General features: G+C 60.9%; 24 protein-coding genes. 15 read left to right on the top strand and 9 right to left on the bottom strand.

What is annotated here, in order from left to right; genetic code table 11:
• Nucleotides 1-24 precede the first annotated feature (24 nt).
• Nucleotides 25-948, bottom strand: coding sequence for a LysR substrate-binding domain-containing protein (locus H4I99_RS00860; RefSeq protein WP_163903745.1), 924 nt, complete (start codon nt 946-948; stop codon nt 25-27).
• Between the two features lie 91 nt (nt 949-1,039).
• Here H4I99_RS00860 and H4I99_RS00865 point away from each other — a divergent pair, with 91 nt between their 5' ends.
• The 3 genes from H4I99_RS00865 to H4I99_RS00875 all read left to right on the top strand — a co-directional run bounded on the left by H4I99_RS00865 (nt 1,040) and on the right by H4I99_RS00875 (nt 5,846).
• Nucleotides 1,040-2,593, top strand: a complete 1,554-nt coding sequence (locus tag H4I99_RS00865; protein ID WP_163903747.1) for a trimethylamine methyltransferase family protein — start codon at nt 1,040-1,042, stop codon at nt 2,591-2,593.
• Between the two features lie 18 nt (nt 2,594-2,611).
• A complete protein-coding gene (locus H4I99_RS00870; protein ID WP_163903749.1) occupies nt 2,612-4,654 on the top strand; it encodes an NADH:flavin oxidoreductase in 2,043 nt (680 codons plus the stop codon).
• 202 nt (nt 4,655-4,856) lie between these two features.
• Complete coding sequence (locus H4I99_RS00875) at nt 4,857-5,846, top strand: serine hydrolase domain-containing protein (protein ID WP_206110869.1); 990 nt, start codon at nt 4,857-4,859, stop codon at nt 5,844-5,846.
• A gap of 77 nt (nt 5,847-5,923) precedes the next feature.
• Here H4I99_RS00875 and H4I99_RS00880 read toward each other — a convergent pair whose 3' ends face one another.
• Both H4I99_RS00880 and H4I99_RS00885 read right to left on the bottom strand, forming a co-directional pair.
• Nucleotides 5,924-6,448, bottom strand: a complete 525-nt coding sequence (locus tag H4I99_RS00880; protein ID WP_163906117.1) for a PRC-barrel domain-containing protein — start codon at nt 6,446-6,448, stop codon at nt 5,924-5,926.
• A gap of 204 nt (nt 6,449-6,652) precedes the next feature.
• On the bottom strand, nt 6,653-7,540 hold the full coding sequence (locus H4I99_RS00885; protein ID WP_163903751.1) for an SMP-30/gluconolactonase/LRE family protein: 888 nt from the start codon (nt 7,538-7,540) through the stop codon (nt 6,653-6,655).
• Nucleotides 7,541-7,950: 410 nt separating this feature from the next.
• Between H4I99_RS00885 and H4I99_RS00890 the strand changes: the two genes are divergently transcribed.
• The 3 genes from H4I99_RS00890 to apbC all read left to right on the top strand — a co-directional run bounded on the left by H4I99_RS00890 (nt 7,951) and on the right by apbC (nt 11,665).
• Nucleotides 7,951-8,688 carry an autoinducer binding domain-containing protein gene (locus tag H4I99_RS00890; RefSeq protein ID WP_163903753.1) on the top strand — a complete coding sequence of 246 codons (738 nt, stop codon included), beginning with the start codon at nt 7,951-7,953 and terminating at the stop codon, nt 8,686-8,688.
• A 188-nt stretch (nt 8,689-8,876) separates the two neighbouring features.
• Nucleotides 8,877-10,103 (top strand): CmpA/NrtA family ABC transporter substrate-binding protein, encoded by a 1,227-nt coding sequence (locus H4I99_RS00895; protein ID WP_163903755.1) that lies wholly within the window; start codon nt 8,877-8,879, stop codon nt 10,101-10,103.
• A gap of 407 nt (nt 10,104-10,510) precedes the next feature.
• Entirely contained in the window at nt 10,511-11,665 is a 1,155-nt protein-coding gene (apbC, locus tag H4I99_RS00900; RefSeq protein ID WP_163903757.1) for an iron-sulfur cluster carrier protein ApbC, read from the top strand.
• Between the two features lie 101 nt (nt 11,666-11,766).
• On the opposite strand, the gene H4I99_RS00905 is transcribed toward apbC, so the two are convergent.
• Nucleotides 11,767-12,255 (bottom strand): Hsp20/alpha crystallin family protein, encoded by a 489-nt coding sequence (locus H4I99_RS00905; RefSeq protein WP_163903759.1) that lies wholly within the window; start codon nt 12,253-12,255, stop codon nt 11,767-11,769.
• Between the two features lie 225 nt (nt 12,256-12,480).
• Here H4I99_RS00905 and H4I99_RS00910 point away from each other — a divergent pair, with 225 nt between their 5' ends.
• The 8 genes from H4I99_RS00910 to H4I99_RS00945 all read left to right on the top strand — a co-directional run bounded on the left by H4I99_RS00910 (nt 12,481) and on the right by H4I99_RS00945 (nt 19,636).
• On the top strand, nt 12,481-13,458 hold the full coding sequence (locus tag H4I99_RS00910) for a magnesium transporter CorA family protein (protein WP_163903761.1): 978 nt from the start codon (nt 12,481-12,483) through the stop codon (nt 13,456-13,458).
• Nucleotides 13,459-13,474: 16 nt separating this feature from the next.
• A complete protein-coding gene (locus H4I99_RS00915) occupies nt 13,475-15,376 on the top strand; it encodes a potassium transporter Kup (RefSeq protein ID WP_163903763.1) in 1,902 nt (633 codons plus the stop codon).
• Between the two features lie 159 nt (nt 15,377-15,535).
• Nucleotides 15,536-16,708 (top strand): cell wall hydrolase, encoded by a 1,173-nt coding sequence (locus tag H4I99_RS00920; RefSeq protein WP_163903764.1) that lies wholly within the window; start codon nt 15,536-15,538, stop codon nt 16,706-16,708.
• A 289-nt stretch (nt 16,709-16,997) separates the two neighbouring features.
• Entirely contained in the window at nt 16,998-17,360 is a 363-nt protein-coding gene (locus tag H4I99_RS00925; protein ID WP_163903766.1) for an AtpZ/AtpI family protein, read from the top strand.
• A 65-nt stretch (nt 17,361-17,425) separates the two neighbouring features.
• Nucleotides 17,426-18,178, top strand: coding sequence for a F0F1 ATP synthase subunit A (locus tag H4I99_RS00930; protein WP_163903768.1), 753 nt, complete (start codon nt 17,426-17,428; stop codon nt 18,176-18,178).
• A gap of 70 nt (nt 18,179-18,248) precedes the next feature.
• A complete protein-coding gene (locus H4I99_RS00935; protein ID WP_046796018.1) occupies nt 18,249-18,476 on the top strand; it encodes a F0F1 ATP synthase subunit C in 228 nt (75 codons plus the stop codon).
• Between the two features lie 81 nt (nt 18,477-18,557).
• Nucleotides 18,558-19,148, top strand: a complete 591-nt coding sequence (locus tag H4I99_RS00940; RefSeq protein ID WP_099056861.1) for a F0F1 ATP synthase subunit B — start codon at nt 18,558-18,560, stop codon at nt 19,146-19,148.
• Between the two features lie 2 nt (nt 19,149-19,150).
• Nucleotides 19,151-19,636 (top strand): F0F1 ATP synthase subunit B, encoded by a 486-nt coding sequence (locus tag H4I99_RS00945; RefSeq protein WP_186663187.1) that lies wholly within the window; start codon nt 19,151-19,153, stop codon nt 19,634-19,636.
• Between the two features lie 340 nt (nt 19,637-19,976).
• Here H4I99_RS00945 and rnhB read toward each other — a convergent pair whose 3' ends face one another.
• Nucleotides 19,977-20,645, bottom strand: coding sequence for a ribonuclease HII (rnhB, locus tag H4I99_RS00950; RefSeq protein ID WP_163903771.1), 669 nt, complete (start codon nt 20,643-20,645; stop codon nt 19,977-19,979).
• Nucleotides 20,646-20,828: 183 nt separating this feature from the next.
• Nucleotides 20,829-21,986 carry a PA0069 family radical SAM protein gene (locus tag H4I99_RS00955; protein WP_163903773.1) on the bottom strand — a complete coding sequence of 386 codons (1,158 nt, stop codon included), beginning with the start codon at nt 21,984-21,986 and terminating at the stop codon, nt 20,829-20,831.
• A 131-nt stretch (nt 21,987-22,117) separates the two neighbouring features.
• On the opposite strand from H4I99_RS00955, the gene H4I99_RS00960 reads away from it, so the two are divergent.
• Nucleotides 22,118-22,660 (top strand): glycosyltransferase family 2 protein, encoded by a 543-nt coding sequence (locus H4I99_RS00960; RefSeq protein WP_163903775.1) that lies wholly within the window; start codon nt 22,118-22,120, stop codon nt 22,658-22,660.
• Between the two features lies 1 nt (nt 22,661).
• Here the strand turns inward: H4I99_RS00960 and moaB are convergent, their stop codons facing one another.
• The 3 genes from moaB to H4I99_RS00975 all read right to left on the bottom strand — a co-directional run bounded on the left by moaB (nt 22,662) and on the right by H4I99_RS00975 (nt 26,032).
• Nucleotides 22,662-23,213: a molybdenum cofactor biosynthesis protein B gene (moaB, locus tag H4I99_RS00965; protein ID WP_163903777.1), complete on the bottom strand. Its 552-nt coding sequence runs from the start codon at nt 23,211-23,213 to the stop codon at nt 22,662-22,664.
• A 78-nt stretch (nt 23,214-23,291) separates the two neighbouring features.
• Nucleotides 23,292-24,209: a 4-(cytidine 5'-diphospho)-2-C-methyl-D-erythritol kinase gene (locus H4I99_RS00970; protein ID WP_194362021.1), complete on the bottom strand. Its 918-nt coding sequence runs from the start codon at nt 24,207-24,209 to the stop codon at nt 23,292-23,294.
• Nucleotides 24,206-26,032 carry a tetratricopeptide repeat protein gene (locus H4I99_RS00975; protein WP_163903781.1) on the bottom strand — a complete coding sequence of 609 codons (1,827 nt, stop codon included), beginning with the start codon at nt 26,030-26,032 and terminating at the stop codon, nt 24,206-24,208. The genes H4I99_RS00970 and H4I99_RS00975 overlap by 4 nt, the downstream gene beginning before the upstream one ends.
• Nucleotides 26,033-26,101 lie beyond the last annotated feature (69 nt).

A 26,101-nucleotide genomic window follows, 5' to 3' on the forward strand; every position in this document is an offset into this window, starting at 1 on the left:
TTGCAAAACGCCTGAAGCTGTCCTTCACCTGTCCCGGCCGAAGCCTTCACCTTCCGCTAGCAGCCAGTCCCGCACTCTGGCCGCCGAGGCATTGAGTTCTCGCGAGCGCGGCCATACCACGTAGAAAGCCTCTCCGGTCACCAGCGCATGCCGGCCGACCTGCACCAGTTGGCCGGAGCGCACCTGTCCCTCGATCAGATGGTTCCAGCCGAGCGCGATGCCTTCCCCCGCCAACACCGCCTGGATCACCAGAACGTAATCGTTGATCGCCAGTCGCCGCCCCTTCGGTGCGTAGTCGATGCCGGAGCTGGCAAACCATTCCGGCCAATTGCATGCCTGCCGCACCGGCTCCTCGAGCCAGATCAGCCGGTGGCGCGTCAGGTCTGCGGGGCTCTCCGCCGGGCCGTTCTGCTCGATGAAGGCGGGGCTTGCGACGGCGGTGATGATCTCCGGCGCGAGCAGAGCGGCATGGTAACGTGGCCAATCCTTCGGGTCGCCGCCACGTATGCCGAGCGGAATGGCTTCCTCTTCCAGGTCGAGGTCGCGCACGCTGGTCTGGATGCGCAGGTCGATATCGGGCAGGTCTTCCCGAAGTCTCGCCAGCCGCGGCAGCATCCACATGGAAGCGAAGGCGGTCGAGGCGGCGAGCGTCACGTTCACCTCACGGCCCTTGGCGCGAATGTCTTCGGCCGAACGTTCGATCCGTGAAAGGCCGGCAACGACGTCGGCATGAAAGCGCTCGCCAGCCTCCGTCAGCCGGGCGGAGCGATGCATGCGCTGGAACAGCGTGACGCCCAGCTGTTCCTCGAGCGCACGCACCGCATAGGAAACGGCGGCCTGGGACATGCCCAGTTCCTCCGCGGCGCGGGTGAAGTTCTCATGCCGGCCCGCAGCCTCGAAGACCACGAGCGAGTTGGCGGACGGCAGCAGACGGCGAAATTGACTCATAAACTGAGCTTATCGCAAGTCGCGGTTTTTTCCAGCGTCACAATAGCTTTGATCGCCGCTAGCCTTCGCTCCAACAAGAGGGAGAACGGTCATGACGGGTGATGCACTGGAACTGGATCGCAGGGAGCGCCGCACGCGCGGCAACAGGCCGGCGCGGCGGGAGGGCGGCGGCACTCCATCGCTCAAAGTACCGTTCATCCGGCGCAACATTCCGACCTATGACATTCTCTCGGAGGAGAACCTCGTCCGTATCGAACAGACGGCGGATCGCATTCTCGCCGAGGTCGGCATCGAGTTTCGCGACGATCCGGTCACGCTCGATCACTGGAGGCGGGCAGGGGCGGAGATCGACGGCGTTCGCGTCCGCTTTGAACCGGGCATGCTGCGGGAGGTGGTGTCGACGGCTCCCGCAACCTTCACCCAGCATGCGCGCAATCCGGCAAACAACGTCGAGATCGGCGGCAGCAACGTCGTCTTCTCGCCGGCCTATGGCTCGCCCTTCGTCATGGATCTGGACAATGGCCGCCGCTACGGCACGATCGAGGATTTCCGCAACCTCATCAAGCTCGGCCAGTCCAGCCCCTGGCTGCATCATTCCGGCGGCACCATCTGCGAACCCGTCGACCTGCCGGTCAACAAGCGGCATCTGGAGATGGTCTACAGCCATATCAAATATTCCGACCGCGCCTTCATGGGCTCGGTGACGGCGGAAGAGCGGGCGGAAGAATCGATCGAGATGGCGCGTATCCTTTTCGGTGCAGATTTCGTCGATCAGAACTGCGTCATCCTCGGCAATGTCAACGTCAACTCGCCGCTCGTCTGGGACGGCACCATGACGAAGGCGCTGAGAGCCTATGCCCGCGCCAACCAGGCCGCCGTGATCGTGCCTTTCATCCTCGGCGGCGCCATGGGACCGGTCACCAATGCCGGCGCCATCGCCCAGTCCTATGCCGAAACGCTGGCGGGCTGTGCCCTGACCCAATTGGAGCGCAAGGGCGCGCCGGTGATCTTCGGCAACTTCCTGTCTTCCATGTCGTTGCGGTCGGGTTCTCCCACCTTCGGCACGCCGGAGCCGGCGATCGGCTCCATGGTCATCGGCCAGCTTGCCCGCCGGCTGAACCTGCCGCTGCGTTGTGCGGGGAACTTCTCCAATTCCAAGCTGCCGGATGCGCAGGCCATGCAGGAGGGCGTGATGTCCATGCTGTCGGCCGTCCATTGCGGGGCGAATTTTATCCTGCACTCTGCCGGCTTCGTCGATGGCCTGCTGTCCATGTCCTACGAGAAGTTCGTCATGGACACGGATTTCTGCGGCGCGCTGCATTCCTACATGGCCGGCGTCGTGGTCGATGACAACACGCTCGCCATGGATGCCTTTCTGGAAGTCGGGCCCGGCAGCCATTTTCTCGGCTCAGCCCACACCATGCGCAATTACCAGACGGCGTTCTGGGATTCGGCAGTCTCCGACAACGAGCCGTTTGAAAAATGGGCAGAAGCCGGATCGACCGACATGGCGACCCGCGCAAACAAGCAGTGGAAGAAGACGCTTGCCGAATATCAAGCGCCGCCTCTGGACCTCGCCATTGACGAAGCACTGCGCGACTATGTCGAACGGAACATGCGCGCCAAACCCGACGCCTGGTATTGAAACTGGACAGACATCATCATGGAATTATCGAAAGACCCTTTGCTCCAGCCTTTTCAGCTCAAGCATCTGACCCTCAAGAACCGCATCATGTCGACGGCGCACGAGCCGGCTTATTCGGATGCCGGCATGCCGGGTGAGCGCTATCGCCTCTATCACGTCGAAAAGGCGAAGGGCGGCATTGCGCTCACCATGACGGCCGGTTCGGCAAGCGTCAGCCGGGATTCTCCTCCGGCCTTCGGCAACCTGCTGGCCTGGAAGGACGAGATCGTTCCGCACCTGAAGCGGCTGGCGGATGACTGTCATAGCTACGGGACGGCGGTGATGATCCAGCTGACCCATCTTGGCCGCCGCACCAACTGGAACAAGGGCGACTGGCTGCCGGTTCTTTCGCCATCGCCGATCCGCGAACCCGCCCACCGGCATTTTCCGAAAGAGATCGAGGATTGGGATATCGAGCGCATCGTGGAGGATTACGCCTCCGCCGCTCAGCGGATGCAGGCGGCGGGCCTCGATGGTATTGAATTCGAGGCCTATGGCCATCTCATGGACGGCTTCTGGTCTCCGGCGACCAATCGCCGCGAGGACGAGTTCGGCGGCAGCCTCGAAAACCGCATGCGTTTCTCCAACATGGTCATCGACGCCGTGCGCAAGGCGACAGGCCCGGATTTCATCGTCGGTATCCGCATGGTCGCCGATGAGGATTGGGACAAGGGATTGTCAAAAGAGGAAGGTGTCGAGATCGCCCGCCGCCTCGCCGGTTCTGGAAAGATCGACTTCCTCAACATCATCCGTGGTCATATCGAGCATGATGCGGCGCTGAACAACGTCATCCCGATCCAGGGCATGGCGGCCTCGCCGCATCTCGATTTCGCCGGAGAGGTGAGGGCTGCGACCAAATTCCCGGTCTTCCATGCGGCCCGTATCGCCGATGTCGCCACCGCTCGCCATGCGATCGCCGAAGGCAAGCTCGACATGGTCGGCATGACGCGCGCCCACATCGCCGACCCCCATATCGTCCGCAAGATCGTCGAGGGCAGGGAACATCAGATCCGCCCCTGCGTCGGCGCGACCTACTGTCTCGACCGCATTTATGAAGGCGGCGAGGCGCTCTGTATTCACAATGCGGCGACGAGCCGCGAGGCGCTCATTCCCCATGACCTGCCGAAAGCCGAAAAGCCGCGCAAGGCTGTGGTGATCGGTGCCGGCCCCGCAGGGCTCGAGGCCGCCCGTGTTCTGGCCGAACGTGGGCACACGGTTGAGGTTCTGGAAGCGACCGGGGAGGCCGGCGGGCAGATCAACCTGATGGTCCGCAACCCGCGCCGCAAGGAAATGATCGGCATCGTCGACTGGCGTCTCGCCGAACTGGAACGGCTCGGCGTTCCGATCCATTACAATACCTATGCCTCCGCCGAAGACGTGCTGGCTCTCTCGCCGGATCTCGTCATCGTGGCGACGGGCGGCATCGCCCAGTCGCCCGAACTGGAAGCCGGTGACGATCTCGTCGTGTCGAGCTGGGATATTCTCGCCGGCGCGGTGAAGCCCGAAGGGCCGGTCCTGCTGTTCGATGATAATGGCGGGCATCAGGGAATGAGCGCTGCGGAAGTGATCGCCAATGCTGGCGTAGAGCTGGAACTCGTCTCCCCGGAACGCTTTTTCGCTCCGGAAATGGGCGGCATGAACCACGTCCCCTATGCCAAGACCTTTGCCGAGAAGAACGTGCGCGTAACGATCAATACGCGGCTTGCTTCGGTCCGCCGCGATGGCAATGGCCTCGTCGCCACGCTCGGCTCGGATTTTTCGCCGGTCACGGTGGAGCGGCGCGTGGCGCAGGTGGTGGTCGAGCATGGCACCATGGCGAACGCGGATCTCTATCTGGAGCTCAAGCCGCTATCCCGCAATCGCGGCGCGGTCGATTATCCAGCCCTCATCGCCCGGCAATCGCCGCTGCCGGTGAAGGACGAAAGTGCTGCCTTCGATCTCATCCGCATCGGTGATGCCATCGAAAGCCGCAATATTCATGCGGCGATCTATGATGCGCTGCGCTATTGTAGCCTTCTTTAGGGCATAATCCGACCGGAGTGAAACGAGGATCGGCAAGATTATGCTTCAAGAAAAAGATCTTGGAGTGCCGATCTCATTCAATCAGATCGGCACTCCAACAGCGTGAGGTCACGCTGCGTCTTTGGGGGAGAGCGGTATGGAAGGCGGGTTTCGCGGATCTGAGAGGACTGCCGGGGATGGTTCCGGCAGAAAATCCGATGCGGTGACCCGTCTCGAAGCGCTGATGGCGCAGGAGCCGGCCGCTATGGCGGTGGCGGTCTATGAAAACGGCGTGTTGACGGGGATCGCGTCCCCGGCAGCCGCCGGGCTGTCGCTCAACGCGTCCTCTCCGATGCGCAGCGCCAGCAACACCAAGACCTTCGTTGCCGCGACCGTTCTTTCGATGTGGGAAGCCGGCGAACTCGATCTGGACGATCCGGTCGGCGCAAGGACAAGTGTGCCGATTGCCGATATTCTCCGTGGGGGCGGCTACGATGTCGACCGCATCACCATCCGGCATCTGCTCAGCCATTCCGCCGGCCTGCACGACCATGCCGATGAAAGCTTCCTCGACCTGATCCTGGAGGAGCCGGGCAGGCGTTGGACCCGCGAGGAACAGGTCCGGCTCTGTATGACGAGAGGTGGTCCGGACACCCCGGCCGGAACGCGGTTCCGCTATTCAGATACCGGTTATATCTTGCTGGGCGATATCGTCGAGACCCGGCTCGGCCAGCCGCTTGCCTCGGTGGTTCGTGAACGTATGGGTTTCGATGCTCTTGGCCTGTCGACGACGTGGTGGGAGGCGATGGAGCCGGCCCCGGATGGCGTGTCGCTTCACGGGCGGCAGTTCTTCCGTAATAAGGATGTGTTCCGCTTCGATCCGACCATGGATCTCTATGGCGGCGGCGGGCTCGTCATGTCTGCTTCCGATCTGGCAAAAGCCATGGCGGCGATCTTCGAAGGGCGCGTGTTCCGCCGCAAAGAGACGCTTTCGGAAATGTTGAAGCCAGGTTCGCATGAAGGGGGAGCCGATTATCGGCTGGGCGTCTTCGCCAGCGGCGACGGCGAGGGACGCTTCTTCTGGCACATCGGCTTCTGGGGTTCGGCCGCCTACTATCAACCAGAACGGGGGCTTTCCGTTGCCGGATACACCTCGCGGCGGGGCGACCGCTCGCGCCTGATGTTGCTTATCGAAAACGGGATGATGGGCTGATCATCAGAACCGCATACGAAAAGGCGGCGCCATCGCGGCGCCGCCCGTCAGTCGTTACGCACGTCCCACGTTCCGGGTCACTGATTGACCGTCGACGAGGTGGTGGTGCTGTCGAGTGTCTTGAATTCCGGCGCGGCCTTCAGGCTTTCCGCCGTTTCGGTGGTCGTCAGGCGAACCTCGTTCTTTGCCGTGTCGTGGGTGACGGTGATCTTGTCCATCGGCACGGCGACGTCCTTTTCGCCGACGCCGAGGAACCCACCGACCCCGATCACGGCAGCGACAATGCCGCCTTTTTCCTCGATGATCAGGTCGTTGATGTCACCGATGGCTTCATCGCCTGCCGTGTGCACCGACTGGCCGATGAAATCGTTGGCGCTGATCTGCGTCGTGCTCTGCTGCGTCAGATAACCGCCCGTGGTTGCCGCGCTGCTCTCGGACGGCACCATGGCGCCGGTCGACGGCACCGCGCCATTTTCAGCCGGAGCCGGCATCGTCCGCGATGCCGGAGCGGGGCTGGTGGCGTCCTGTGCATAGGCAAAGGGTGCGATTGCAGTGGAGCCAAGCAGCACGGCTGCAGCGAAGGTGTTGAGGGTCTTCTTCATCATGGACCTACCTTTCCTCTCAGATGATCTTGGCGACCGTCACGACTGCCGATGAAGTGAGGGCATCGCGTCGGTTCGAGAGGAAAATGTCTGGGCGGCGCAATCGTTCCCATTGGAATTGCAGCTAAATTTTTCGAAATTCAGGGAACAATCGACGCGGACGGCGGTTTGCGCGCCCGAGTCGATATCTTAGCCGAAGCTGTTTCACAGGCGGAAACGGGGGGCGTGCTGCCCCTTGACCGCAACGCCGAGTTCGAACGTCGCGCCGCACAGCGCGTCGGCCTTGCGCGAGGTGTCATCGAGCCCTTCCCAGCAGGAGGTCACCATCAGCCGGTCGGCGTTCGGGCCGAAGAAGGCCGGGCAGGTCACCCGCTTCGCTGGCATTGCGTAACGGGCGATGTGGCGTCCCTCCGCGTCGTAACGATCGACTGCGCCGCCATCCCAACGGGCGTTCCAGATGTTGCCCTCGGCATCGACCACCGAGCCATCGAACACACCTTCGCGGCCGGTGCCGTCGATCAGCACACTGGGTGTTCCGGTCGGCAGGCCGGTCTCCGCATCGACATCGACCCGCATCAGCTTGTTGATCTTCGAATCGACGAAGTACCCGATCTTGCCGTCCGGCGAGAAGCAGATGGAGTTCGGAATACTGATCTTGTCGAAGATACGAATGACCTTGTTTCCGGCGACGTGATAGATGGCGCCGGCGCCGTCGGCGGCAGTCTTGCCCATGGTGCCGATCCATAACGCTCCCGAGGGATGAACCCGGCCGTCATTGGAACGGTTGCCGGGGCGGTCCGGCTCAAGCTCGACAAAGGGGGTGAGCTCGCCGGTAGCGCGGTCCCGCAGAAAAAGTCCCGCGTCGCCGGCGATGAGCTGGCGGTTTTCATCGATGATGGCAAGAACACTGCCCATGAACGGTAGATCGTGGCGGGTCGCCGTATTGGTGGCCAGCTCCAGTGACCAGAGCGCCTTGCCGAGAATGTCGAACCACCAGAGTGTGTCGCTTTCCCGGTCGTAAACCGGCCCTTCCCCAAGTTCTAGCCGGTGATCGACCAGCACGTTTCCTGCAAACGAATGATGTGATGGCACGCACTTTTCTCCCTGATTCCAGACCACCCACAGGCAATGCGGAATACTTGCCTCTGTTTGACAGGGTTTTACGGTAAAATAAAGCTGGCTTCTGGACTAGCCCGCGCGTCTGCGGCTAAGCTCGGCGACGGTGGGTAGGGCGGATTCGTCTGCACATTGATACACGTGCCGTTCTTCGGAGTTCACTTTATTCCGGATCAATAATCTACGACGCGCAAGGTGCAATTCTAACGAGCCGCTTTCAGGGGAGACATCAATAGCCTTCAGGGGCTGTTTGGTGTTGTTTTCTGCATGCCGGTTTTTCCGGCCTGGCCTCCGGTCGCCGCTCTTTCGTTCTGAGGGAAGCCGGCTGTCTAAGGAGAGCAATTTGCATTTTCAGATTTTTGGAGTCATGCGAAGAAACATTTGCCATGACAGCGATTGACCCCGACGCTTCCGAGCGAATTGCTGCCGCGGTTGCCGAGATCGGTAGCTTCAAGACGCAGTTCGATGTTTTCCGTTTCATGAAGCGGCTGACTGAATCCTATGGTGCGCGGGCCTTCATGGTCCTCAACATGCCGTCGCCTACGTCTCTCGACCTTTCCAGCAACTCGATCATCACGAACTGGCCGGCCGACCTGCTGACCGAATATGATCAGACACCGCTTCTTTCCAGTAGCCCCCTGCTTGGACGTCTGCGGGTCTCCACTACGCCCTTCACCTACGATATTGAACATGTGAGCAAGCAGCGCGATCCCCGGACGATGGAGATCTCGCACGCTTTGTTTAACCGCTTCAGGATGCCGCGCGGCGCTTTCTTCCCGGCCCACGATGCATCCGGTATTCGCGGCGCCGTATCCTTCTGCGGGGACCGATCGATCTTTTCCACGGCGGAAATGATGGAGTTGATGTTTCTCTCCATCCACATCTACAACCGTCTTGCGGAAATCCGCGATCTCGACAATCGCGCCACCGACATGCTCACGGAGCGCGAGATCGATTGTCTAAACTGGACTGCGGCGGGCAAAACCAGCGTCGAGATTGCCGAAATCCTCGGCCTCTCCGAACACACGATCAATCATTACCTCAACCGCGCAACGAAGAAACTCGATACGGTGAACCGGACGCAGGCGGTAGCCAAAGCCCTGAGGCTCGGCCTGATCAAGTAATCGTGCGGTTGTCTCGTTTCATGGAGCTGGCCTTTGGTCATTGCGCTGGAATTGCTTTTCGGCAAGAAATGCATGCATGCCGATCACGCGAGGAAAGACACTGAAATCAACGAGATTGATGGCTTGCCGGTTTCCGGCCCGCCCGGCGGGCGGGCGTCGCGGCTTTAAGGCGGGGAGCATGTAGCGCCATGCCGAACCGGCCAGAGATCGTCCTCGGCTTCCTGCCGCTTCTGGATAGCGCGATCCTGATCGCCGCCCTTGAAAAGGGTTTTGCCGGTGATGAAGGCCTGAAACTTACCCTTGTGCGGGAGAACTCCTGGGAAGCGATCCGCGAGGCGGTCGGAGCCGGCCGCTTCCACGGAGCGCACATGCCGGCCCCCATGCCGATCGCCTGCAATCTCGCCCTGGTGCCGATGGAGGTGCCGCTGGTCGCGCCAATGGCGCTTGGGCTCGGCGGCAATGCCATAACCGTTTCTGTGTCGCTTTATCGCCGTATGCTCGAGGCCGGAATGATGCAGGATCTCGAACCACGTCGGGCCGGCGACGCGCTGAAAACGGTTGTCGATGGCCGCAGGCAAACCAATCGGCCACGGTTGCGGTTCGCCGTCGCCCACCGTCTGTCCTGCTGTCTCTACGAGTTGAAATACTGGCTGGCTGCCTGCGGGATCGATCCCGTCGTCGACGTGGAAATCGTCGCGTTGCCCGCCGGCCTGATCGGCGATGCGCTGGAGCAGGGCAATCTCGATGGCTGCTGTCTCGCCGAGCCGTGGAACAGTCGCTTCGTCGGGCGCGATCAGGGGCGGATCGTGACCCTGAAGTCGGCGCTCTGGGCATCGAGCCCCGGTAAGGTGCTCGGCATGTCCCAGAGATGGAGCGAGGGCAACCGCCGAGAACTGGAGGGATTGCTCCGTGCGCTCTATCGGGCCGCGCAGTGGTGCGCCAACACGGAAAACATCGAGGAACTCGCCGGCATTCTGGCGGCCCCTCAATATCTCGCGTTGGGTGGTGAATTGCTGCTTCCCGCCCTCACCGGGCTGTTGCCCGTGGCCCCTGATAAGAGCATCGAGGTAGGCGACGTGCTGCTGTTCGAGGGGAGGGCGGCAACCTTCCCGTGGCAAAGCCACGCCTTGTGGTTCTACAGCCAGATGGTTCGATGGGCCGACTGTCGCCACACGCCGCTTTCCATGGCCGTCGCACGTGACAGTTACCGGCCGGACATCTACAGGCAGGCGTTGAAACCCGTCTTTGCACCGCTGCCGGGGGCTAATCTCAAGGTGGAGGGCGCGCTGGCCTCCCCGCAATATGTCGGCGTTTCCAGGGGACGGCTGGTGCTTGGACCTGACGGCTTTTTCGACGGCAAGACCTTCGATCCGGACCGCTTCGAGGACTATCTTGTGGCACAGGCGGCAGGCTGAATGGCGCTTTTTTGTGCCTTGCAACACGCTGCCGCCCATTCTTCGGGCATATCATTGTGCAGTCGTATTCTGCGCCGCAACTGTCGCTTTCGACCTATGCTTATGAAATTTATGTGAAAGTTTCTGTGAATGAAAACTGGCACGGTTTCTGCATCGCAATATGCAAGTCCAGAGGGGACGCTGCAACGCACCCACGAAGGTGCTGCAAGGACAAGCCGCTGTCGATAGTGCCATGGTCGGGCACGGTCTGACGGCGGCTTTTCCGTTTCTGGCAGGCACTCTGGATTTTCTGCCAGGCACTCTGGATAATGTGCCACATCCTCTTTTGCGCTTCCGTTGTCGTTTGCCGGTTGGCGAAGGCTTTACGGTCGATTATCTACGCTTCATGAAAGCTTAGAGAGGATGGCATGACCGAACTCACCAGAGATCAGGTTCTGGAAACCCTGAAGACCGTCCGCGGCCCGGATCTCGACCGCAACATCGTGGAACTCGGCATGGTGTCCGATGTCTTCATTTCCGACGCCAAGGTGTATTTCTCCATCACCGTTCCGGCTGAACGTGCCAACGAACTGGAGCCCTTGCGCCAGGCGGCCGAACGCGCAGTGAAATCCATGCCCGGCGTGAAGGGAGCGTTGGTAAGCCTCACGGCAGAAAAGAAGCCCGGCGCGCCGTCCGCTGCTCCCGTCCGCGGCTCCGGTAATGGGCACGCTCACGCTCACGCACATGCACCGGCACCAAACGCTTCGCCGCGTCAGGCCAAGCAGAACATTCCCGGCATTGCCTCGATCATTGCGGTTGCCTCCGGCAAGGGTGGCGTCGGAAAATCGACGACGGCTGTCAATCTCGCGCTGGCGCTGAAGGCGAACGGCCTGAAGGTCGGCATTCTCGATGCCGACGTCTATGGCCCTTCCATGCCAAAGCTTCTCGGCATCACCGGACGTCCCCAGCAGATCGAGAACCGCATCATCGTTCCGATGGAAAACTACGGCATCAAGGCGATGTCGATGGGCTTCCTCGTCGACGAGGGCACGGCCATGATCTGGCGTGGCCCGATGGTGCAGTCGGCGCTGATGCAGATGCTCCGCGAGGTCGCCTGGGGCGATCTCGACGTGTTGGTGGTCGACATGCCGCCGGGCACGGGCGACGCCCAGCTGACCATGGCCCAGCAGGTGCCGCTGACCGGCGCGGTCGTCGTATCGACCCCGCAGGATCTGGCGCTCATCGATGCCCGCAAGGGCCTCAACATGTTCAAGAAGGTCGAGGTTCCGGTTCTCGGCATCGTCGAGAACATGAGCTACTTTATCGCGCCGGACACCGGTGCGCGCTACGATATCTTCGGTCACGGCGGCGCAAAAGCCGAAGCCGAAAGGATCGGCGTGCCGTTCCTTGGAGAGGTACCGCTGACGATTGCCATCCGCGAAACTTCGGATGCCGGCACCCCGGTCGTGGTCTCCGATCCGGAAGGTCCGCAGGCCAAGGTGTATCGGGAGATCGCCGAGAAGGTCTGGCAGGGCGTGCAGACGGCTTCCGGTCGCGCTGCACCGTCGATCGTATTCGAGTAAGTTGCCGAAAATGCAGAGCCGACCGCCGTCGCGAAACGGCGGCCGGCTCTGCAAATTCAACCGCCGCCCCCAGGCGGATAGAGGCGGCGGGATAACGCGATCTATTGTTGTTTTTCGATCGCGATCTTCCGCTCCGTGGGAGCCGCTCCCGGCTTCTTGGGAAGCGTTACGGTCAGCACGCCATTTTCGAAACGGGCCGATACGGCGGCCTCATCGACGCTGGACGGCAGACGCATTGAGCGCTGGAAACTGCCATAGCGCCGTTCCACGACGTGGTAGTTGTCCTTGTCGTCCTTCTTTTCCATCTTCTTTTCGCCCTTCAGGCTGAGAACTCCGTTCTGGATGGAAAGGTCGATGTCCTGTTCGGCAATCCCCGGCAATTCCGCGGTCATTGTGATCGCGCTGTCGTTCTCGACAATATCGATCGAGGGGGCGATGAATTTGTCACCCTCGGAACCGCTGAGCAGGTTTCGCTTGCCGAAAAAGCTCTCAAGTGCCTGATCCATTTCCTTTCGCAGGCCGGCGAAGGGAATGTCGGACCATAAACCGGGAAGAAAATTCGATGATTTCTCGTTCATCATATCCTCCATGATAAAATCCCAGCCTCACGAGGAAGAAGATTACGGGAGGAAGATGTCATTGCGTTGATCCAGATCAATTTTACTCGCTTGGGTTGTTGACCTTTTTGGGCTACTGGCACGACTTTAGGCGGTCGTGAGGCGCTTCCGCGAAATCCCGCTTGCAATTTTTGTGGAAGCGGTGTTTGTCTCGCCGGCCGAAACGGACCTTGGGGGCGCTATGAAAGTGTCTGCAATTTGATCAGAGCCTATCATGTGGATGGAAAGGCCGAGATCATCCAGGCCGCCGAGCCGCGAGATGCGCTCGAAGCGGATATACTGTGGCTTGATCTTATACACCCCGACCTTGCCGAAGAGGCATTGGTGGAGCGCCTGCTGGGCATACCGCTGCCGACACGGGAAGACCTGAAGGACATCGAACCGTCGAGTCGACTCTATGTCGAGGACGGAGGCATCTACATGACCGCCTCGCTCGTCTGGCGGGCGGAGAATCCGTTGGCAGAGTTGACCGACGTCGCCTTCATCCTCGCCGGAAACCGGCTCGTCACCATCCGTTACGCCGAGCCGCGCGCCTTCGCACTCTTCAGCGCGGCGCTCCTGCGCACGCACGGAAAGTGCCGGACCGGCGCGGAACTGATGGCGCGACTGCTCGAAACGATTGTCGACCGCACCGCCGAGGTTCTCGAAATCGGCATCGCGCGGCTCGATGAGCTTTCCGCCACGGTGTTCGTCGACCGTAAGGCTGCCAAGCGCCGCCCGCCGCGTTTCCTTGAAGACAAACTGATCGATATCGCCGGTCATCACCGTCTGGTCAGCAAGGCGCGCGACAGCCTCGTTTCTCTATCGAGGCTCGTGGTTTTCCTGCGGTCCCTGCCGAAAGTCCGGGAGGATCAGGAGGCGGAAGAACTGTGCAGCGTCATTGCCCACGACATCCAGTCTTTGTCGGAACATGCCGCTTTCGTTTCGAACAACATCACGTTCCTACTGGATGCGTCGCTAGGTCTGATCAATGTCGAGCAGAACGCCATCATCAAGATTTTTTCGATCGCATCCGTGGTGTTCTTGCCGCCCACGCTTGTCGCTTCTATCTATGGAATGAACTTCCAGTTCATGCCGGAACTGGCATGGACCCATGGCTATGCCATCGCACTTGTCGCGATGCTGCTTTCGGCCATCATCCCCTTCTTGTTTTTCCGCTGGAAAGGCTGGCTCTGACGAGCCTGATTGCCCCATGACCCAGGAAACCTGCGAAGACCCGCAACAGAGCAAGGGCTGGAAAAGTCTCTTTTTTCTAGCGCTCGGTTCGGTTGGTGTCGTTTACGGCGACATCGGTACTAGCCCGCTCTATGCGTTTCGCGAAGCGTTGAAGCCGATCGCTCATGACGGCATCACCCGCGCCGAAATCATTGGTCTCATCTCGCTCATCATCTGGGCGCTGACCATCATCGTGACGATCAAATACGTGCTCTTCCTGCTGCGCGCGGATAACGAGGGCGAGGGCGGTACGCTGTCGCTTCTGGCTCTCCTTTCCAAGAACGCTGGTGGCCACAGCGCCGTCCTGATGGTTCTCGGCCTGATCGGTGCCGCGCTCTTCCTCGGTGATTCGATGATCACGCCAGCTCTTTCCGTTTTGTCAGCGGTCGAGGGCTTGAAGCTCGTTGCACCCTCGCTATCGAGCTACATCGTACCGATTTCCGTCGGCATCCTGATCGGGCTGTTCGCCGTGCAATCCCACGGCACGGGGGCGGTCGCCAAGTTTTTCGGCCCGATCACCGCCCTCTGGTTTCTCGTCATGGCAGCCGGCGGCGTAGTGCACATCACCGACGATTTCGGCATCCTCACGTCCTTCAATCCTTGGTATGCGATCGACTTCATGGTGCGCGAGAAGTTTCTGGGCATCGTCGTGCTGGGCGCAGTCTTTCTGACGGTGACTGGCGCCGAGGCGCTCTATGCGGATCTCGGTCATTTCGGCCGCCGGCCGATCCAGTGGGCGTGGTTCGTGCTGATTTTTCCGGCGTTGGTGCTGAACTATCTCGGTCAGGGCGCCCTTGTGCTCAAGCATCCGGAGACCGCCTCCGATCCGTTCTTTCTGATGTTCCCGGAATGGGCGCTGCTGCCCGTCGTCATTCTGGCGACTGCCGCCACCATCATTGCCAGCCAGGCAGTGATCACCGGCGCCTTCTCGTTGGTGCGTCAGGCGATCCACCTCGGCTTCCTGCCGCGAATGCAGATCATGTTCACCTCGGAAACGCATACGGGTCAGATCTATCTGCCTTCGGTGAATGCGCTGCTGCTCTTCGGCGTTCTCGCTCTCGTGCTGCTTTTCGGCAGTTCCGAGGCGCTTGCCATCGCCTACGGCATTTCCGTCACCGGCGCGATGGTGGTCACCACTATCATGGCCTTCGAATTTGTCCGCACCCGCTGGAGATGGTCGCCGGCTCTGGCAACGGTCGTACTGCTGCCGCTCCTGGCACTGGAGCTCGTCTTCCTTGGCGCCAACATGCTGAAGATCCACGACGGCGGTTATGTGCCGGTGCTGTTTGCCGCGGGCTTCACCGTCGTGATGTGGACCTGGCGTCGGGGTACGTCGATCCTGTTTGCCAAGACGCGTCATGCCGACGTGCCGCTGCAGCCCTTTATCGCCTCCGTCGAGAAGAAGAGCGAACATGCGCCGGTTGCCGTTCCGGGCACCGCAATCTTCCTGACCAGCGATCCGGAAACAGCACCTGCCGCACTCCTGCACAATCTGAAGCACAACCATGTGCTTCACGAGCGCAACATCATCCTGACCATCAGAACGGTGAACCGGCCGCGCGCCACCCCGGCCGAACGCTTCGTGGTGGAAAACCTGTCCGAACGTTTCAGTCGCGTGGAAATCCGCTTCGGCTTCATGGAGACCCAGAACGTCTCGAAGGCGCTTGCCAGCCTTCGCCGCGGTGGACTGAAGTTCGACATCATGTCGACCTCCTTCTATCTCGGCCGGCGCAAGCTCGTGCCCGATGCCAAGTCCGGCATGCCCTACTGGCAGGACAGACTTTATATATCTCTCGCCAATACGGCGGCCGATCCCTCGGACTATTTCCGCCTGCCGGCCAACCGCGTGGTCGAACTCGGTTCCCATGTGATCATCTGAGTGATCCACATCGATCACGAGAATGTCAGGCCGCCGGACGCTTCCGGCGGCCTTTTTCGTCTGGTGGCAGGCTTCGCTGGGCAGGGCTGTTAACCAAGCATCAAGGTTAATGGGAGATGTTTTTCTAATGTAACCGAGTTCACGTCTGGAGTACCGGTTTTGCGTTCGAAAAGCCGTCTGTTGAAGCTGTCCCGTTCCCGTTTCGATGCCTGGGCCTCGCCCGTGGTTTTCGGTCTGGTCTCCTGGCTCGCATTCCCGTCGGTCGCCGCGCAGGGTGATCTCGCCGGACTGATCTCCGGACTGGACACGGGCTCCGCCAACTGGCGCGTGGTGCTGACGCCGTCTCCCGCGGGTTCCCTCCATCAGGCCGAGCTTGCCTTCGCGGGCAGTAACGGATCATCGGTACTTTCCGAGGAAAGCGGCATGCTCTTGCCGGATGGTCGGAAGATCGCCTTCGACGGCGGCAAGAAGGTAGCCGATCCCCGGCCGGATGAGGACCGCGTGACCCGTGACCTGAAGAAAGGCCGTGTGGTCGCCATCGAGCCGATGCTGCCGCCCAAAGCCTTCACCGCCGGTTCCGTACTGAAGCGCACCAGCTCCCTGCTCGAGCCGCGCAAGCGTTCGTCCGAAGAATCCGCCTTCGTCAAGCCGAAGGGCAAGCCAGTCGAACTCGCCAGCTTCTATTTCAAGAAGAAGGAACCCAAATACGATCCCGGCGTGCCGAGCCTGCTGGCTGGTCTCGTGACCAACCGCAATGCCGACGTGCTGGCCACGGCCTACGCCCCGTCCGATCCCGATTACGCGAAGGTCTCGCCTTTTGATGCCATTTTGAAGAAGGACCCGGAGCAGGGGCGCTTCGTTCCCAGGATCGGGCCGAGCGATCATGCTTGGGCCGCAAGCGTACTGCCGCCATCGGTGTTCTCCGCCCGCGAACAGCAGTGCCTCGCGTCCGGCATCTATTTCGAGGCGCGTGGAGAATCGGTGAAGGGGCAGGCGGCCGTCGCCCAGGTGATTCTGAACCGCGTTCGCAATCCCGCCTATCCCGACAGCATCTGCGGCGTGGTCTATCAGAACGAGGACTGGCGCAATCGCTGCCAGTTCTCCTTCGCCTGCGATAACATCAAGGATCGGGTTAACTCCCAATATCACTGGAAAGTGGCCCGCGAAGTGGCGCTTGCCGTCACCGCCGGCAAGATCTGGCTGAGCGAGGTGGGCTCCGCCACGCACTATCATGCCGTCTATGTGAAACCGAACTGGGCCCGCACCATGAAAAAGGTCGGCCGGATCGGTCTCCATGTTTTCTATCGCACCTATGGTGGCGGCTGGAGCTGAGCATCCCGGAGCCGGTCGCCATTTGTACTCGCCCGGCTGGCGATTCCGCGGCGAAGTGACCCGGTTTGATCGCCGTCATGCCGCCTGAATCGGCACTTGCGACTTAAGTCTATGATTTTCCCCGGTTAATTTGTGGTGAAACTTGGGTCTCCAATGCCTTGACTATGGGGGCTCTCAAAATTATGGTGCGGCCGACTTCAGAACGGGCCGGAGGGGCGTTTTCCTGCCGTTTCTTGTGTTCCTGGCAGATCAATCGCCTGCCTGAATCGAAGAACGGATGGAGGAAGCCATGACGGGTGACGATCAGAGGGATCTGGAAGAGCGTCGCAAGCACCTTGCTGCCGAACTGGCAAAGCGAGGCGCCGAGGCGAGGGGTGACGAAGCCGCGGAGCAGAGTGCCGAGCAAAGCCGTAAAGGCTATGCCCAAGCAATGAAGCTTTCGAGCGAGTTCATTTCCGCCATCGTTGTCGGGGCTATTCTGGGATATCTCATCGACCGTTTTGTCGGCACTGCGCCGTGGGGCATGATTGTTTTGCTGCTTCTCGGTTTTTGTGCCGGTGTGTTGAACGTGCTTCGTTCGGCGGGTGTCGTATCGACGCCCCATCCGGCGGATCGCGATGGGCAGACGAAGAATGGGCGTGACGACGGCTGAAAGCCGTTCGAGCGCAAGTCAGGCAGATCCCCGCCAAGGCGGACTAAAGCGAAAGAGACCATAAGGTGTCAAACGATCCGACTCATCAGTTCCTGATCCAGAAGATTGTGCCGATTGAACTCGGCGGAATTGATTTTTCGTTCACCAATGCGTCGCTCTTTATGGTCGCGACCGTCGCTTGCGCCGCTGGCTTTCTGTATTTTTCGACCTCGAACCGTGGCCTGATCCCGGGTCGTGCGCAGTCGGTCGCTGAAATGTCCTATGAATTCATTGCCTCGATGCTGCGCGAAGGCGCCGGCAGCCATGGCATGAAGTTCTTCCCCATGGTCTTCTCGCTGTTCATGTTCGTGCTGACCGCGAACCTGCTCGGCATGATGCCCTACTTCTTTACCGTCACGTCCCAGATCATCGTTACCTTCGCGCTGGCGCTGTTCGTCATCGGTACGGTCCTCGTCTATGGTTTCTACAAGCACGGTTTTCATTTCCTGCAGATTTTCGTGCCGAGCGGTGTTCCCGGCGCGCTTCTGCCGCTGGTCGTGATCATCGAAATCATTTCGTTCCTGTCGCGTCCGATCTCGCTTTCCGTCCGTCTGTTCGCAAACATGCTGGCCGGTCACATCACGCTTAAGGTTTTCGCGGGCTTCGTCGCTTCGCTGGGCGCGCTTGGCGCGGTCGGTATCGGTGGCGCAATCCTGCCTCTCATCATGACCGTCGCCCTGACCGGTCTCGAGTTCCTCGTCGCCTTCCTGCAGGCTTACGTCTTCGCGGTACTGACTTGCATGTACCTCAATGACGCAATTCACCCCGGCGGGCACTAAGGATAACCGACATTGGCGTCAGTCAGGCGTCAGTCATTCGCCGCAACAACCATCTCGAAGGAGTTCATTCATGGAAGCGGAAGCAGCAAAGTTCATCGGCGCAGGTTTGGCTTGCTTTGGCATGGCCGGCACGGCTCTGGGCCTCGGCAACATCTTCGGCAACTACCTGTCGGGCGCTCTGCGCAACCCGTCTGCCGCTGACAGCCAGTTCGGCCGTCTGGTATTCGGCTTCGCCGTTACGGAAGCTTTGGGCATCTTCTCGCTGCTCATTGCTCTCCTTCTCCTGTTCGCCGTCTGATAACGGCTGGAGTTTGGGATCACGGAACGCTATCCGGCGTCCGTGATCCTTGAGCATTTGAGAGTACACCTGGAGGTGAGCATGTTTGTGACCCCCGCCTATGCCGAAGACGTACCGGCAGAGGGCCAGACCCACACGGAAACCGGTGTTCCCGGCGAAGCGGGTCATGGTGGCGGCGTATTCCCGCCATTCGACCAGACGACCTATCCGTCTCAGCTTCTGTGGCTGGTGATCACGTTCGGCCTTTTCTACGTGCTCATGCAGAAGGTGATCGTGCCGCGCGTTGGTGGCATTCTGGAAAATCGTCATGATCGCATTGCGCAGGATCTGGATGAGGCTTCGCGGCTGAAGTCCGAGGCGGATGCCGCGATCGAAACCTATGAGCGCGAACTCAGCGCTGCCAAGGCAAAGGCCGGCCAGATTGCTGGTTCCGCCCGCGACGCCGCCAAGGCAAAGGCCGATGCAGATCGCGCCGCTGTCGAGGCAGAACTCGCAGGCAAGCTCGCAGCGGCCGAAACCCGCATCGGTGAGATCAAGGCCAAGGCATTCGCCGAAGTCGACACGATCGCCGTCGATACGGTCGGTGCAATCGTCGAGCAGTTGGTTGGTGCCAAGGCAACTGCAGCCGACATCAAGGCTGCCGTCAGCGCCGCAGCCAAGCAGGGGGCATGATCATGCATTTCGATGCTACTTTCTTCGCCTTCGTTGGCCTTCTTCTCTTCTTCGCCCTGGTTATCTACCTCAAGGTTCCGGGCATGGTCGCAAAGTCTCTCGACGAGCGCGCCGACAAGATCCGCAACGAGCTTGCCGAAGCAAAGCGCCTGCGTGAAGAGGCTCAGCACGTGCTGGCCGAATACCAGCGCAAGCGCAAGGAAGCTGAAGCCGAAGCTGCTGCCATCGTTGCCGCTGCCGAACGTGAAGCCGCTGCCCTGACTGCGGAAGCCAAGCAGAAGACCGAGGAGTTCGTTGCCCGTCGCAACGCGCTTTCCGAGCAGAAGATCAAGCAGGCCGAAGTTGACGCCGTCAACGCCGTTCGTGCCGCAGCTGTTGATCTCGCTGTAGCTGCAGCCGAAAACGTGCTTGCCAAGAAGGCCGATGCGGCCGTTCAGGAAAGCCTGTTCAAGGGTGCGCTCGGCGAAGTGAAGGCTCGCCTGAACTAAGCGTTGCTCTCGAGGTCAAATGTTTAGAACCGGGGCTGCCGCAAGGTGGCCCCGGTTTTTCTTTGGCTGATCTTGCGGTGCCGTTTCGGATGTCCCCCTCGCGGGTTCCCGACGAGGACAGAACGCGTGCAATGCCTGATGTCTTCCCTTCGCACACTTCCGGGTCCTGAGGCGGTTTCTTCTTCCGGCGGAATTACGCCGGGCGAGCTGGCGGACATAGCATTCGACCAGCGGCTTCTGCAGGCGGACTTTAAATGTGTGAGAACCTGCGTGAGTGTATACGCTTGCTTCGCGGTTCGGCTGGGTGGTCGGAAGATGACGGAAGCGAGCCGTCAGCCAGTTACGTCTCGCTCCCTTCGTCTTTTCTGAGAGGACGAAAACTCATGCGGTGCAGCGGGCAGGGGCCGTGGATCGCGATAGCAGCGCGATGCTGGACGGTGCCGTAGCCCGCGTGCCCCGCAAAACCGTAATCCGGATAGAGGAACCCCGCCCGCGCCATCATCCGGTCCCGAGTGACCTTTGCAAGGATCGAGGCGGCGGCGATCGAGACGGACCGCGCGTCCCCCTTGACTACCGCCTTGCCGCTACAGATGAGCCCGGGCGGTACATCCTTTCCATCCACCAGAACATGGCGCGGCGCGAGCGTGAGGCCCGCTACGGCACGGCGCATGGCATCGAGACTTGCCTTGCGGATATCCCGCTCATCGATATGGCGGGACGAGGACGAGGCGATGGAGACCGTGGCATTCTCGAGAATGATCTCGAATAGAGCCTCGCGCTGCGCCATCGACAGCTTCTTGGAATCGTTGAGGCCGGCGGGAATGTTTTCGGGATCGAGAATGACCGCCGCCGCGACCACCGGGCCGGCAAGGGGGCCGCGTCCGGCTTCATCCGTACCTGCAACGGGGAAAAGCCCATCCTTCATCGCCATCGTCTCGATGGAGAAATCCGGGCCGAGGGCGAGCGTGTCGAAAAGAGATGGAGAATCGGGTGGCGTGCGACGTTTCATGCGGCAGAAAATCGCACGCGCACCCGATCTCCTGCAAGTCCCCGGCATCGATGTCCGTGAGGGGGCACGGAAACATCGTTGCGGCTGCCGGGGGACCTGTCATTCCGGTGCGAGGCGGCGGATGGCACCGGAAGCTTTCTTTCCGGCCAGGAAAGCCGGAAAATTCAAAATTGCTGACTTCGTTCAGAGCAGCGACAGCTGCACGCCGCTGCCATCCGGGGGCGTGAACAGGTCGTCGCGCAGATGCATGCTGCGGCGGATCATGCCGAGCCGCTTGGTCGCCATCTCGAAGCGGCGGCTGATCTGCCAGGCATAGGGACCGGCACCCTTCATCCGCTTGCCGAACTCGGCATCGTAATCCTTGCCGCCCCGCATCGACCGCACCAGCGACATCACATGCCGGTAGCGGTCGGGATAATTCTGCAGCAGCCAGTCGCGGAAGAGGGGGCTTACCTCATAAGGTAGCCGCAGCAGGACATAGCCGGCCTCGGTGGCGCCGGCGGCTTTGGCCGAATCCAGCACTCGCTCGATCTCGTGGTCGTTGAGCGCCGGGATCACCGGGGCGACCAGAACACCTGTCGGGATGCCCGCTTCCGAAAGGCCGCGGATCGCCTCCAGCCTGCGGCTCGGCGTCGAGGCGCGGGGCTCCATGCTGCGCGCCAGCTTGCGGTCGAGCGTCGTGACCGAAATCGCCACCTTGGCCAGCCCGCGTGCGGCCATGGAGGAGAGGATATCGAGATCCCGCAGAATGAGCGCCGACTTGGTGACGATCGCCACTGGATGGTTGGCCTTGTCCAGTACTTCGAGGATCTGCCGCATGATGCGCCACTCCCGCTCGATTGGCTGGTAGGGGTCGGTATTCGTGCCGATGGCGATGGTCCGCGGCTTGTAGCCGGGCTTGGCGAGTTCCCGCTCCAGCAGCCGCGGTGCATCCGGCTTGGCGAACAGCTTGGCCTCGAAATCAAGTCCGGCCGAAAGCCCCATATAGCTGTGGGTCGGTCGTGCGAAGCAATAGATGCAGCCATGCTCGCAGCCCCGGTAGGGATTGATCGAGCGGTCGAAGGGAATATCGGGCGATTCATTGCGGGTGATCGCCGTGCGCGGCTTCTCGACCTGTACCTCGGTGCGGAAGGGCGGCATGTCCTCGAGCGTCGACCAGCCGTCATCAAAGGCGACGCGCTCCTTGTCTTCGAAACGGCCGGAAGGATTCATCCCGGCGCCGCGTCCGCGACGACGATCAATCTCGATCCTGAGACCGGAAGCAGAAACCATCGCATCGGCAATATCTGCCGTATTGGCAGGCTGGAATGCAGCCTGTCCCACAAGTGACAGCTCGTTCATGTTTGCTCCTCGCGGCTGCGTGCAGCTCGCCGTTGATGATTAAATTCCTACCGGCAAAATGAGAACATTGCAAGAACAAAAATGAAAAATGGATTGTGGCAATTGCTTGGGCGATGCGATAAACCTAAGCGATGCTGACAGTAATCATGGAATGCCGCGATCAGGAGCCCGAGCTCGCGCAAACGCTCGGCGTTCTGGTGGCAGGTGCAGTCGAGGGGCTTGTGAGCGACGTGGTGGTTCTCGACCACGGTTCGCGCGATGGCACGTCCCGCATTGCCGATGCGGCCGGTTGCCGCTTCTATGTTCAGTGGGACATAAAGGATGTGCTTCGCGCCGTGCGCGGCGAATGGCTGCTCCTGGTTGAGCCGGGTGCGCGGCCTTCTCATGGCTGGATCGACGAGATCGCCGAATACATCGCCCTCAACAAGGTGCCGGCGCGCTTTTCAGCATCACGCTATTACCGGCGCCCCTTCTATCAGCGCATCGGCCGGAAGCTGCCGCCGCTGGAGAACGGCCTCCTGATGCCGAAGCGCATTGCTATTGCTGTTGCCAAATCGGGCATGGAACTCGATCAGTTTGCAGTCGGCCAGAAGCCAAGACAGCTTGCGAGCGAGATCATTCCGTCCTGGGTTGCGCGCCAGACTCGCGTCGGCGAAGCAGCCGCCAGCGGTTAACTTAAGCCTGACTGCCGCGCTTCAGGTGCTCATCCAGCCGCGGCATGATTTCCACGAAATTGCAGGGCATGTGCCGATAGTCTAGCTGGGCCTTCAGAATGCCGTCCCATGCGTCCTTGCAGGCCCCCGGCGATCCCGGCAGCACGAAGATGAAGGTAGCGTTGGCAACGCCACCCGTCGCTCGCGACTGGATGGTGGACGTGCCGATCTTCTCATAGGAGATACGGTGAAAGACCGCTGAGAACCCGTCCATCTTCTTTTCGAACAGGGGTTCCAGCGCTTCCGGGGTTACATCGCGGCCGGTGAAGCCTGTGCCTCCGGTAGTGATGACGACGTCGATTTCAGACGAGAGCGTCCAGGCATGCACCTGACTGTAGATGCGCTCGCTATCATCGGTCACGATCGCTCGGTCCACAAGTCGGTGGCCGGCATCGAGAATGCGGGCCGCGAGCGTATCTCCAGATTTGTCGTCAGCCAGAGTGCGGCTGTCGGAAACGGTCAGGACGGCAATGCCGACAGGGATGAAGGGGCGTGTCTCGTCGATACGGGCCAAGATGGTTCTCCTGCAGCGCGCTACCTTCCGTTCCTTCGCCGCCCTTGCGCCGGCATGGCTTGAGAAGGAAAGGCGTAGCTAAACGGTCGTCTTCGTTTCCTGAAAATACCAGTCGGGACGCTCTCGGGAAAGCTTTGCGGCAGCCGTTTCGGCTGCGGCATGATCGCCATAAAGGCCGAAGCAGGTTGCGCCCGAGCCGGACATCCGAACGAAAAGCGCTCCGCTTTCCACCAACATCTGCGATATGAAGTCGATATCCGGCAGGATCGCGCGTGCCGGCGGCTCCAGATCGTTTCGCGCAGTCTTCAGGAAAGCCAGCCATTCGCCGATGTCGGAACCATCAGGTGGCGTACCGACCGGCGGATTGTCCTTCTGCGTCTGCCGCCGGAAGATTTCCGGCGTGGAGACGCCTTTCAGCGGATTGGCCAACACCATGGAAAGCGCCGGCATGGCGGGCAGCGTCTCGATGTCCTCGCCGATACCGCGCGCTCGCAATGGCCGGCCGGCGAGGCACATCGGAACGTCAGCGCCGAGCCTCAGCGCGATCGTGGAAAGCGCTTCGGCGGGCAGGGTGGCGTTCCACACGCGCATGAGGCCGCGCAGGGTCGCAGCCGCATCGGCGGAGCCGCCGCCTATGCCCGAGGCGATCGGCAGGTTTTTTTGCAGCATGATTGCGACGGGCGCAGCGCTTTGCCCCTGCTCTTCGAGCGCCGAACGCAGGGTGTCTCGCGCCTTCAGCACCAGATTACCGTCCTGCCCGGCCGCATCGGAAGAAAGCAGGGCGCCAAACCGCCCGCTGAGCGAAAAGCCATCCTGCTCAGCCAGCGTAAAGGTCAGTCGGTCGCAGGCATCTTCTGCAAAAGTGACGATGCTGTCGAGAAGATGATAGCCGTCCGCGCGCTGCCCGGTCACGTGCAGCGCGAGATTGATCTTGGCGGGCGCCGCCTCGACGACCTCCGCCTCATTCTTCGGGCTGCCTGAAATCACGGCCGTCAGGATTTCTTTTCGACCGGGGCCGGTTCGGGCGGTTTCTCAGTCGTCGGGGCAGCTGCCTTGGCGGCATCGGCTTCGAGCGGGGGAAGGCCCTTGTCGATCTTCGATTGTATCTTCGGGATCTCCGCCTCCTCGGGCTTGGAGGCCAGCGCCCGCTTCCACTGATAGGTGGCTTCGAGCTGTCGGCCGACCCGCCAGTAGGCGTCGCCAAGGTGGTCGTTGATCGTGGCGTCGCCGGCCTTCAGCTCGACGGCGCGCTCCAGCTCGGTCACCGCGTCATCGAAGCGGTTGAGGCGAAAATAAGCCCAGCCGAGTGAATCGACGATGTAGCCGTCATCCGGGCGAAGCTCGACCGCCTTGCGGATCATGTCGAGGCCTTCTTCCAGATTGCGGTTCATGTCGACCCAGGAATAGCCGAGATAGTTCAAGACCTGCGGTTGGTCGGGGTTGAGCTCCAGCGCTTTGCGGAAGTTCGGCTCGGCCTGATCCCACTTCTTCAGCCGTTCATAGGCGATGCCGCGCTGGAAGAAGATGGACCAGTGGCTCTTCTGAGGAGCGTTACCGATAATTTCGACAGCCTTGTCGTAATTCTCTGCCATCGCCGCATAGTCTTTGGCGTCGGAGAGCACGCTGCCATAGGCGAGGTAGCTGCGGATGTCGGAGGGATCCGAATCGATCAGCGACTTGAGGTGCTTGCGCGCCTCATCGACTTTGCCGGTTTCCGCAAGGGTGAGGCCAAGCTGCAGTTCGGAGATGCGGCGCATCGGCGAAGAAGCCGGCACCAGGCCATAGAAATGGATTGCCCGTTCCGGCTGCTTTGCGCTTTCGGAAATGCTGCCTAGCAGTATCAGCGTATCGGCGCTGTTGGGGTCGAGCGCGTGGGCGAGTTGCAAATAGAGCAATACGGTATCTTCCGCGCCGTCGCGGTTGAGCGCGCCGCCGATGGAGAAGAGTACACCGGCTGCACCTTCGGCAGCTGTTTTCACCAGCATCTCGGGCTTTTCGTCTTTGGAGATCCGGTCGCGCAGCGCCTTGAACGGCGCATAATTCGTGATCATTTCGTCGCCGGCGGAAATGGCGTCGAGCGCCTTCTGCTTGTTGCCCGTCTGCGCCTCGAGCGTTGCGAGCGACATCACGGCCCGCATGAACGTGTCGGGGGCGGTCGCGCCGCCGGCCCTGTCGGTCACGGTCTCGTTGAAGTGGCGACGGGCGGCATCCGTATCGCCGATCACGCTGGCGATTGCGCCGGCATTGTAGTTCTTGAAGATGCTGTACCAGTTCGGCCCCTTCAGGCCCTCAACCATCTCCAGCGCTTCCTTGCCCTTGCCTTCGCCGACTTTGGACCAGGCTATCAGGAGCTGATTCATCAGCCGGTCGAGATCGTTTGGACCGGTATAGGTGAGGATCTTCTGCGCATCGGCATATTTGCCGTCGCGGATATCTCGGAAAGCCCGGGCAACGGACGTCACACGGTCGACAGCTGCATCTTGCTTCAGAACTTCGGCAAGTTCCACGCCCTCATCGAAATCGCCATTCATCAGCAGCGAGATCATCAGCCGTTCCTGGATGTCCAGTTCGTTCGGCTGAATGGCCAGCGCTTTCTTGTAGAAGGCGATGGCATTGGGATAGTCGCGATCGGCATCAGCCGTACGGGCGGCGAGAAACGCGCCGGCAAAGGTATCCACGCTATCGATGTCGACCTTCTCGGTCTGAGCCGGTTTGTCCTCGGCGGAAGCCGTGGTGGCGGCAAATCCCGCCTGCAGGATCGAGACCAGGAGCGAAAGCGCCGTGCCGGTAAGAAGACGGAGGGCAAAGCTTTGCCGCATGAATGAGCCTTTCAAGAATCGATAAGGAGGCGTGCAGAACAGCATCTACCCCGTAACATGCCATGTTTC

The organism is Paenirhizobium daejeonense (assembly GCF_014280875.1).
Classification (GTDB): domain Bacteria; phylum Pseudomonadota; class Alphaproteobacteria; order Rhizobiales; family Rhizobiaceae; genus Allorhizobium; species Allorhizobium daejeonense.

Bases quoted from the DNA above. Each gene is read 5' to 3' on its own strand.
- H4I99_RS00915 (WP_163903763.1), top strand. From the start codon at position 13,475: ATGACCCAGGAAACCTGCGAAGACCCGCAACAGAGCAAGGGCTGGAAA.
- H4I99_RS00905 (WP_163903759.1), bottom strand. From the start codon at position 12,255: ATGGAGGATATGATGAACGAGAAATCATCGAATTTTCTTCCCGGTTTA.
- H4I99_RS00865 (WP_163903747.1), top strand. From the start codon at position 1,040: ATGACGGGTGATGCACTGGAACTGGATCGCAGGGAGCGCCGCACGCGC.
- H4I99_RS00890 (WP_163903753.1), top strand. From the start codon at position 7,951: ATGACAGCGATTGACCCCGACGCTTCCGAGCGAATTGCTGCCGCGGTT.
- H4I99_RS00925 (WP_163903766.1), top strand. From the start codon at position 16,998: ATGACGGGTGACGATCAGAGGGATCTGGAAGAGCGTCGCAAGCACCTT.
- H4I99_RS00945 (WP_186663187.1), top strand. From the start codon at position 19,151: ATGCATTTCGATGCTACTTTCTTCGCCTTCGTTGGCCTTCTTCTCTTC.
- H4I99_RS00975 (WP_163903781.1), bottom strand. From the start codon at position 26,032: ATGCGGCAAAGCTTTGCCCTCCGTCTTCTTACCGGCACGGCGCTTTCG.
- rnhB (WP_163903771.1), bottom strand. From the start codon at position 20,645: ATGAAACGTCGCACGCCACCCGATTCTCCATCTCTTTTCGACACGCTC.
- H4I99_RS00860 (WP_163903745.1), bottom strand. From the start codon at position 948: ATGAGTCAATTTCGCCGTCTGCTGCCGTCCGCCAACTCGCTCGTGGTC.
- H4I99_RS00935 (WP_046796018.1), top strand. From the start codon at position 18,249: ATGGAAGCGGAAGCAGCAAAGTTCATCGGCGCAGGTTTGGCTTGCTTT.
- H4I99_RS00955 (WP_163903773.1), bottom strand. From the start codon at position 21,986: ATGAACGAGCTGTCACTTGTGGGACAGGCTGCATTCCAGCCTGCCAAT.
- H4I99_RS00940 (WP_099056861.1), top strand. From the start codon at position 18,558: ATGTTTGTGACCCCCGCCTATGCCGAAGACGTACCGGCAGAGGGCCAG.
- apbC (WP_163903757.1), top strand. From the start codon at position 10,511: ATGACCGAACTCACCAGAGATCAGGTTCTGGAAACCCTGAAGACCGTC.
- H4I99_RS00880 (WP_163906117.1), bottom strand. From the start codon at position 6,448: ATGAAGAAGACCCTCAACACCTTCGCTGCAGCCGTGCTGCTTGGCTCC.
- H4I99_RS00895 (WP_163903755.1), top strand. From the start codon at position 8,877: ATGCCGAACCGGCCAGAGATCGTCCTCGGCTTCCTGCCGCTTCTGGAT.
- H4I99_RS00870 (WP_163903749.1), top strand. From the start codon at position 2,612: ATGGAATTATCGAAAGACCCTTTGCTCCAGCCTTTTCAGCTCAAGCAT.
- H4I99_RS00960 (WP_163903775.1), top strand. From the start codon at position 22,118: ATGCTGACAGTAATCATGGAATGCCGCGATCAGGAGCCCGAGCTCGCG.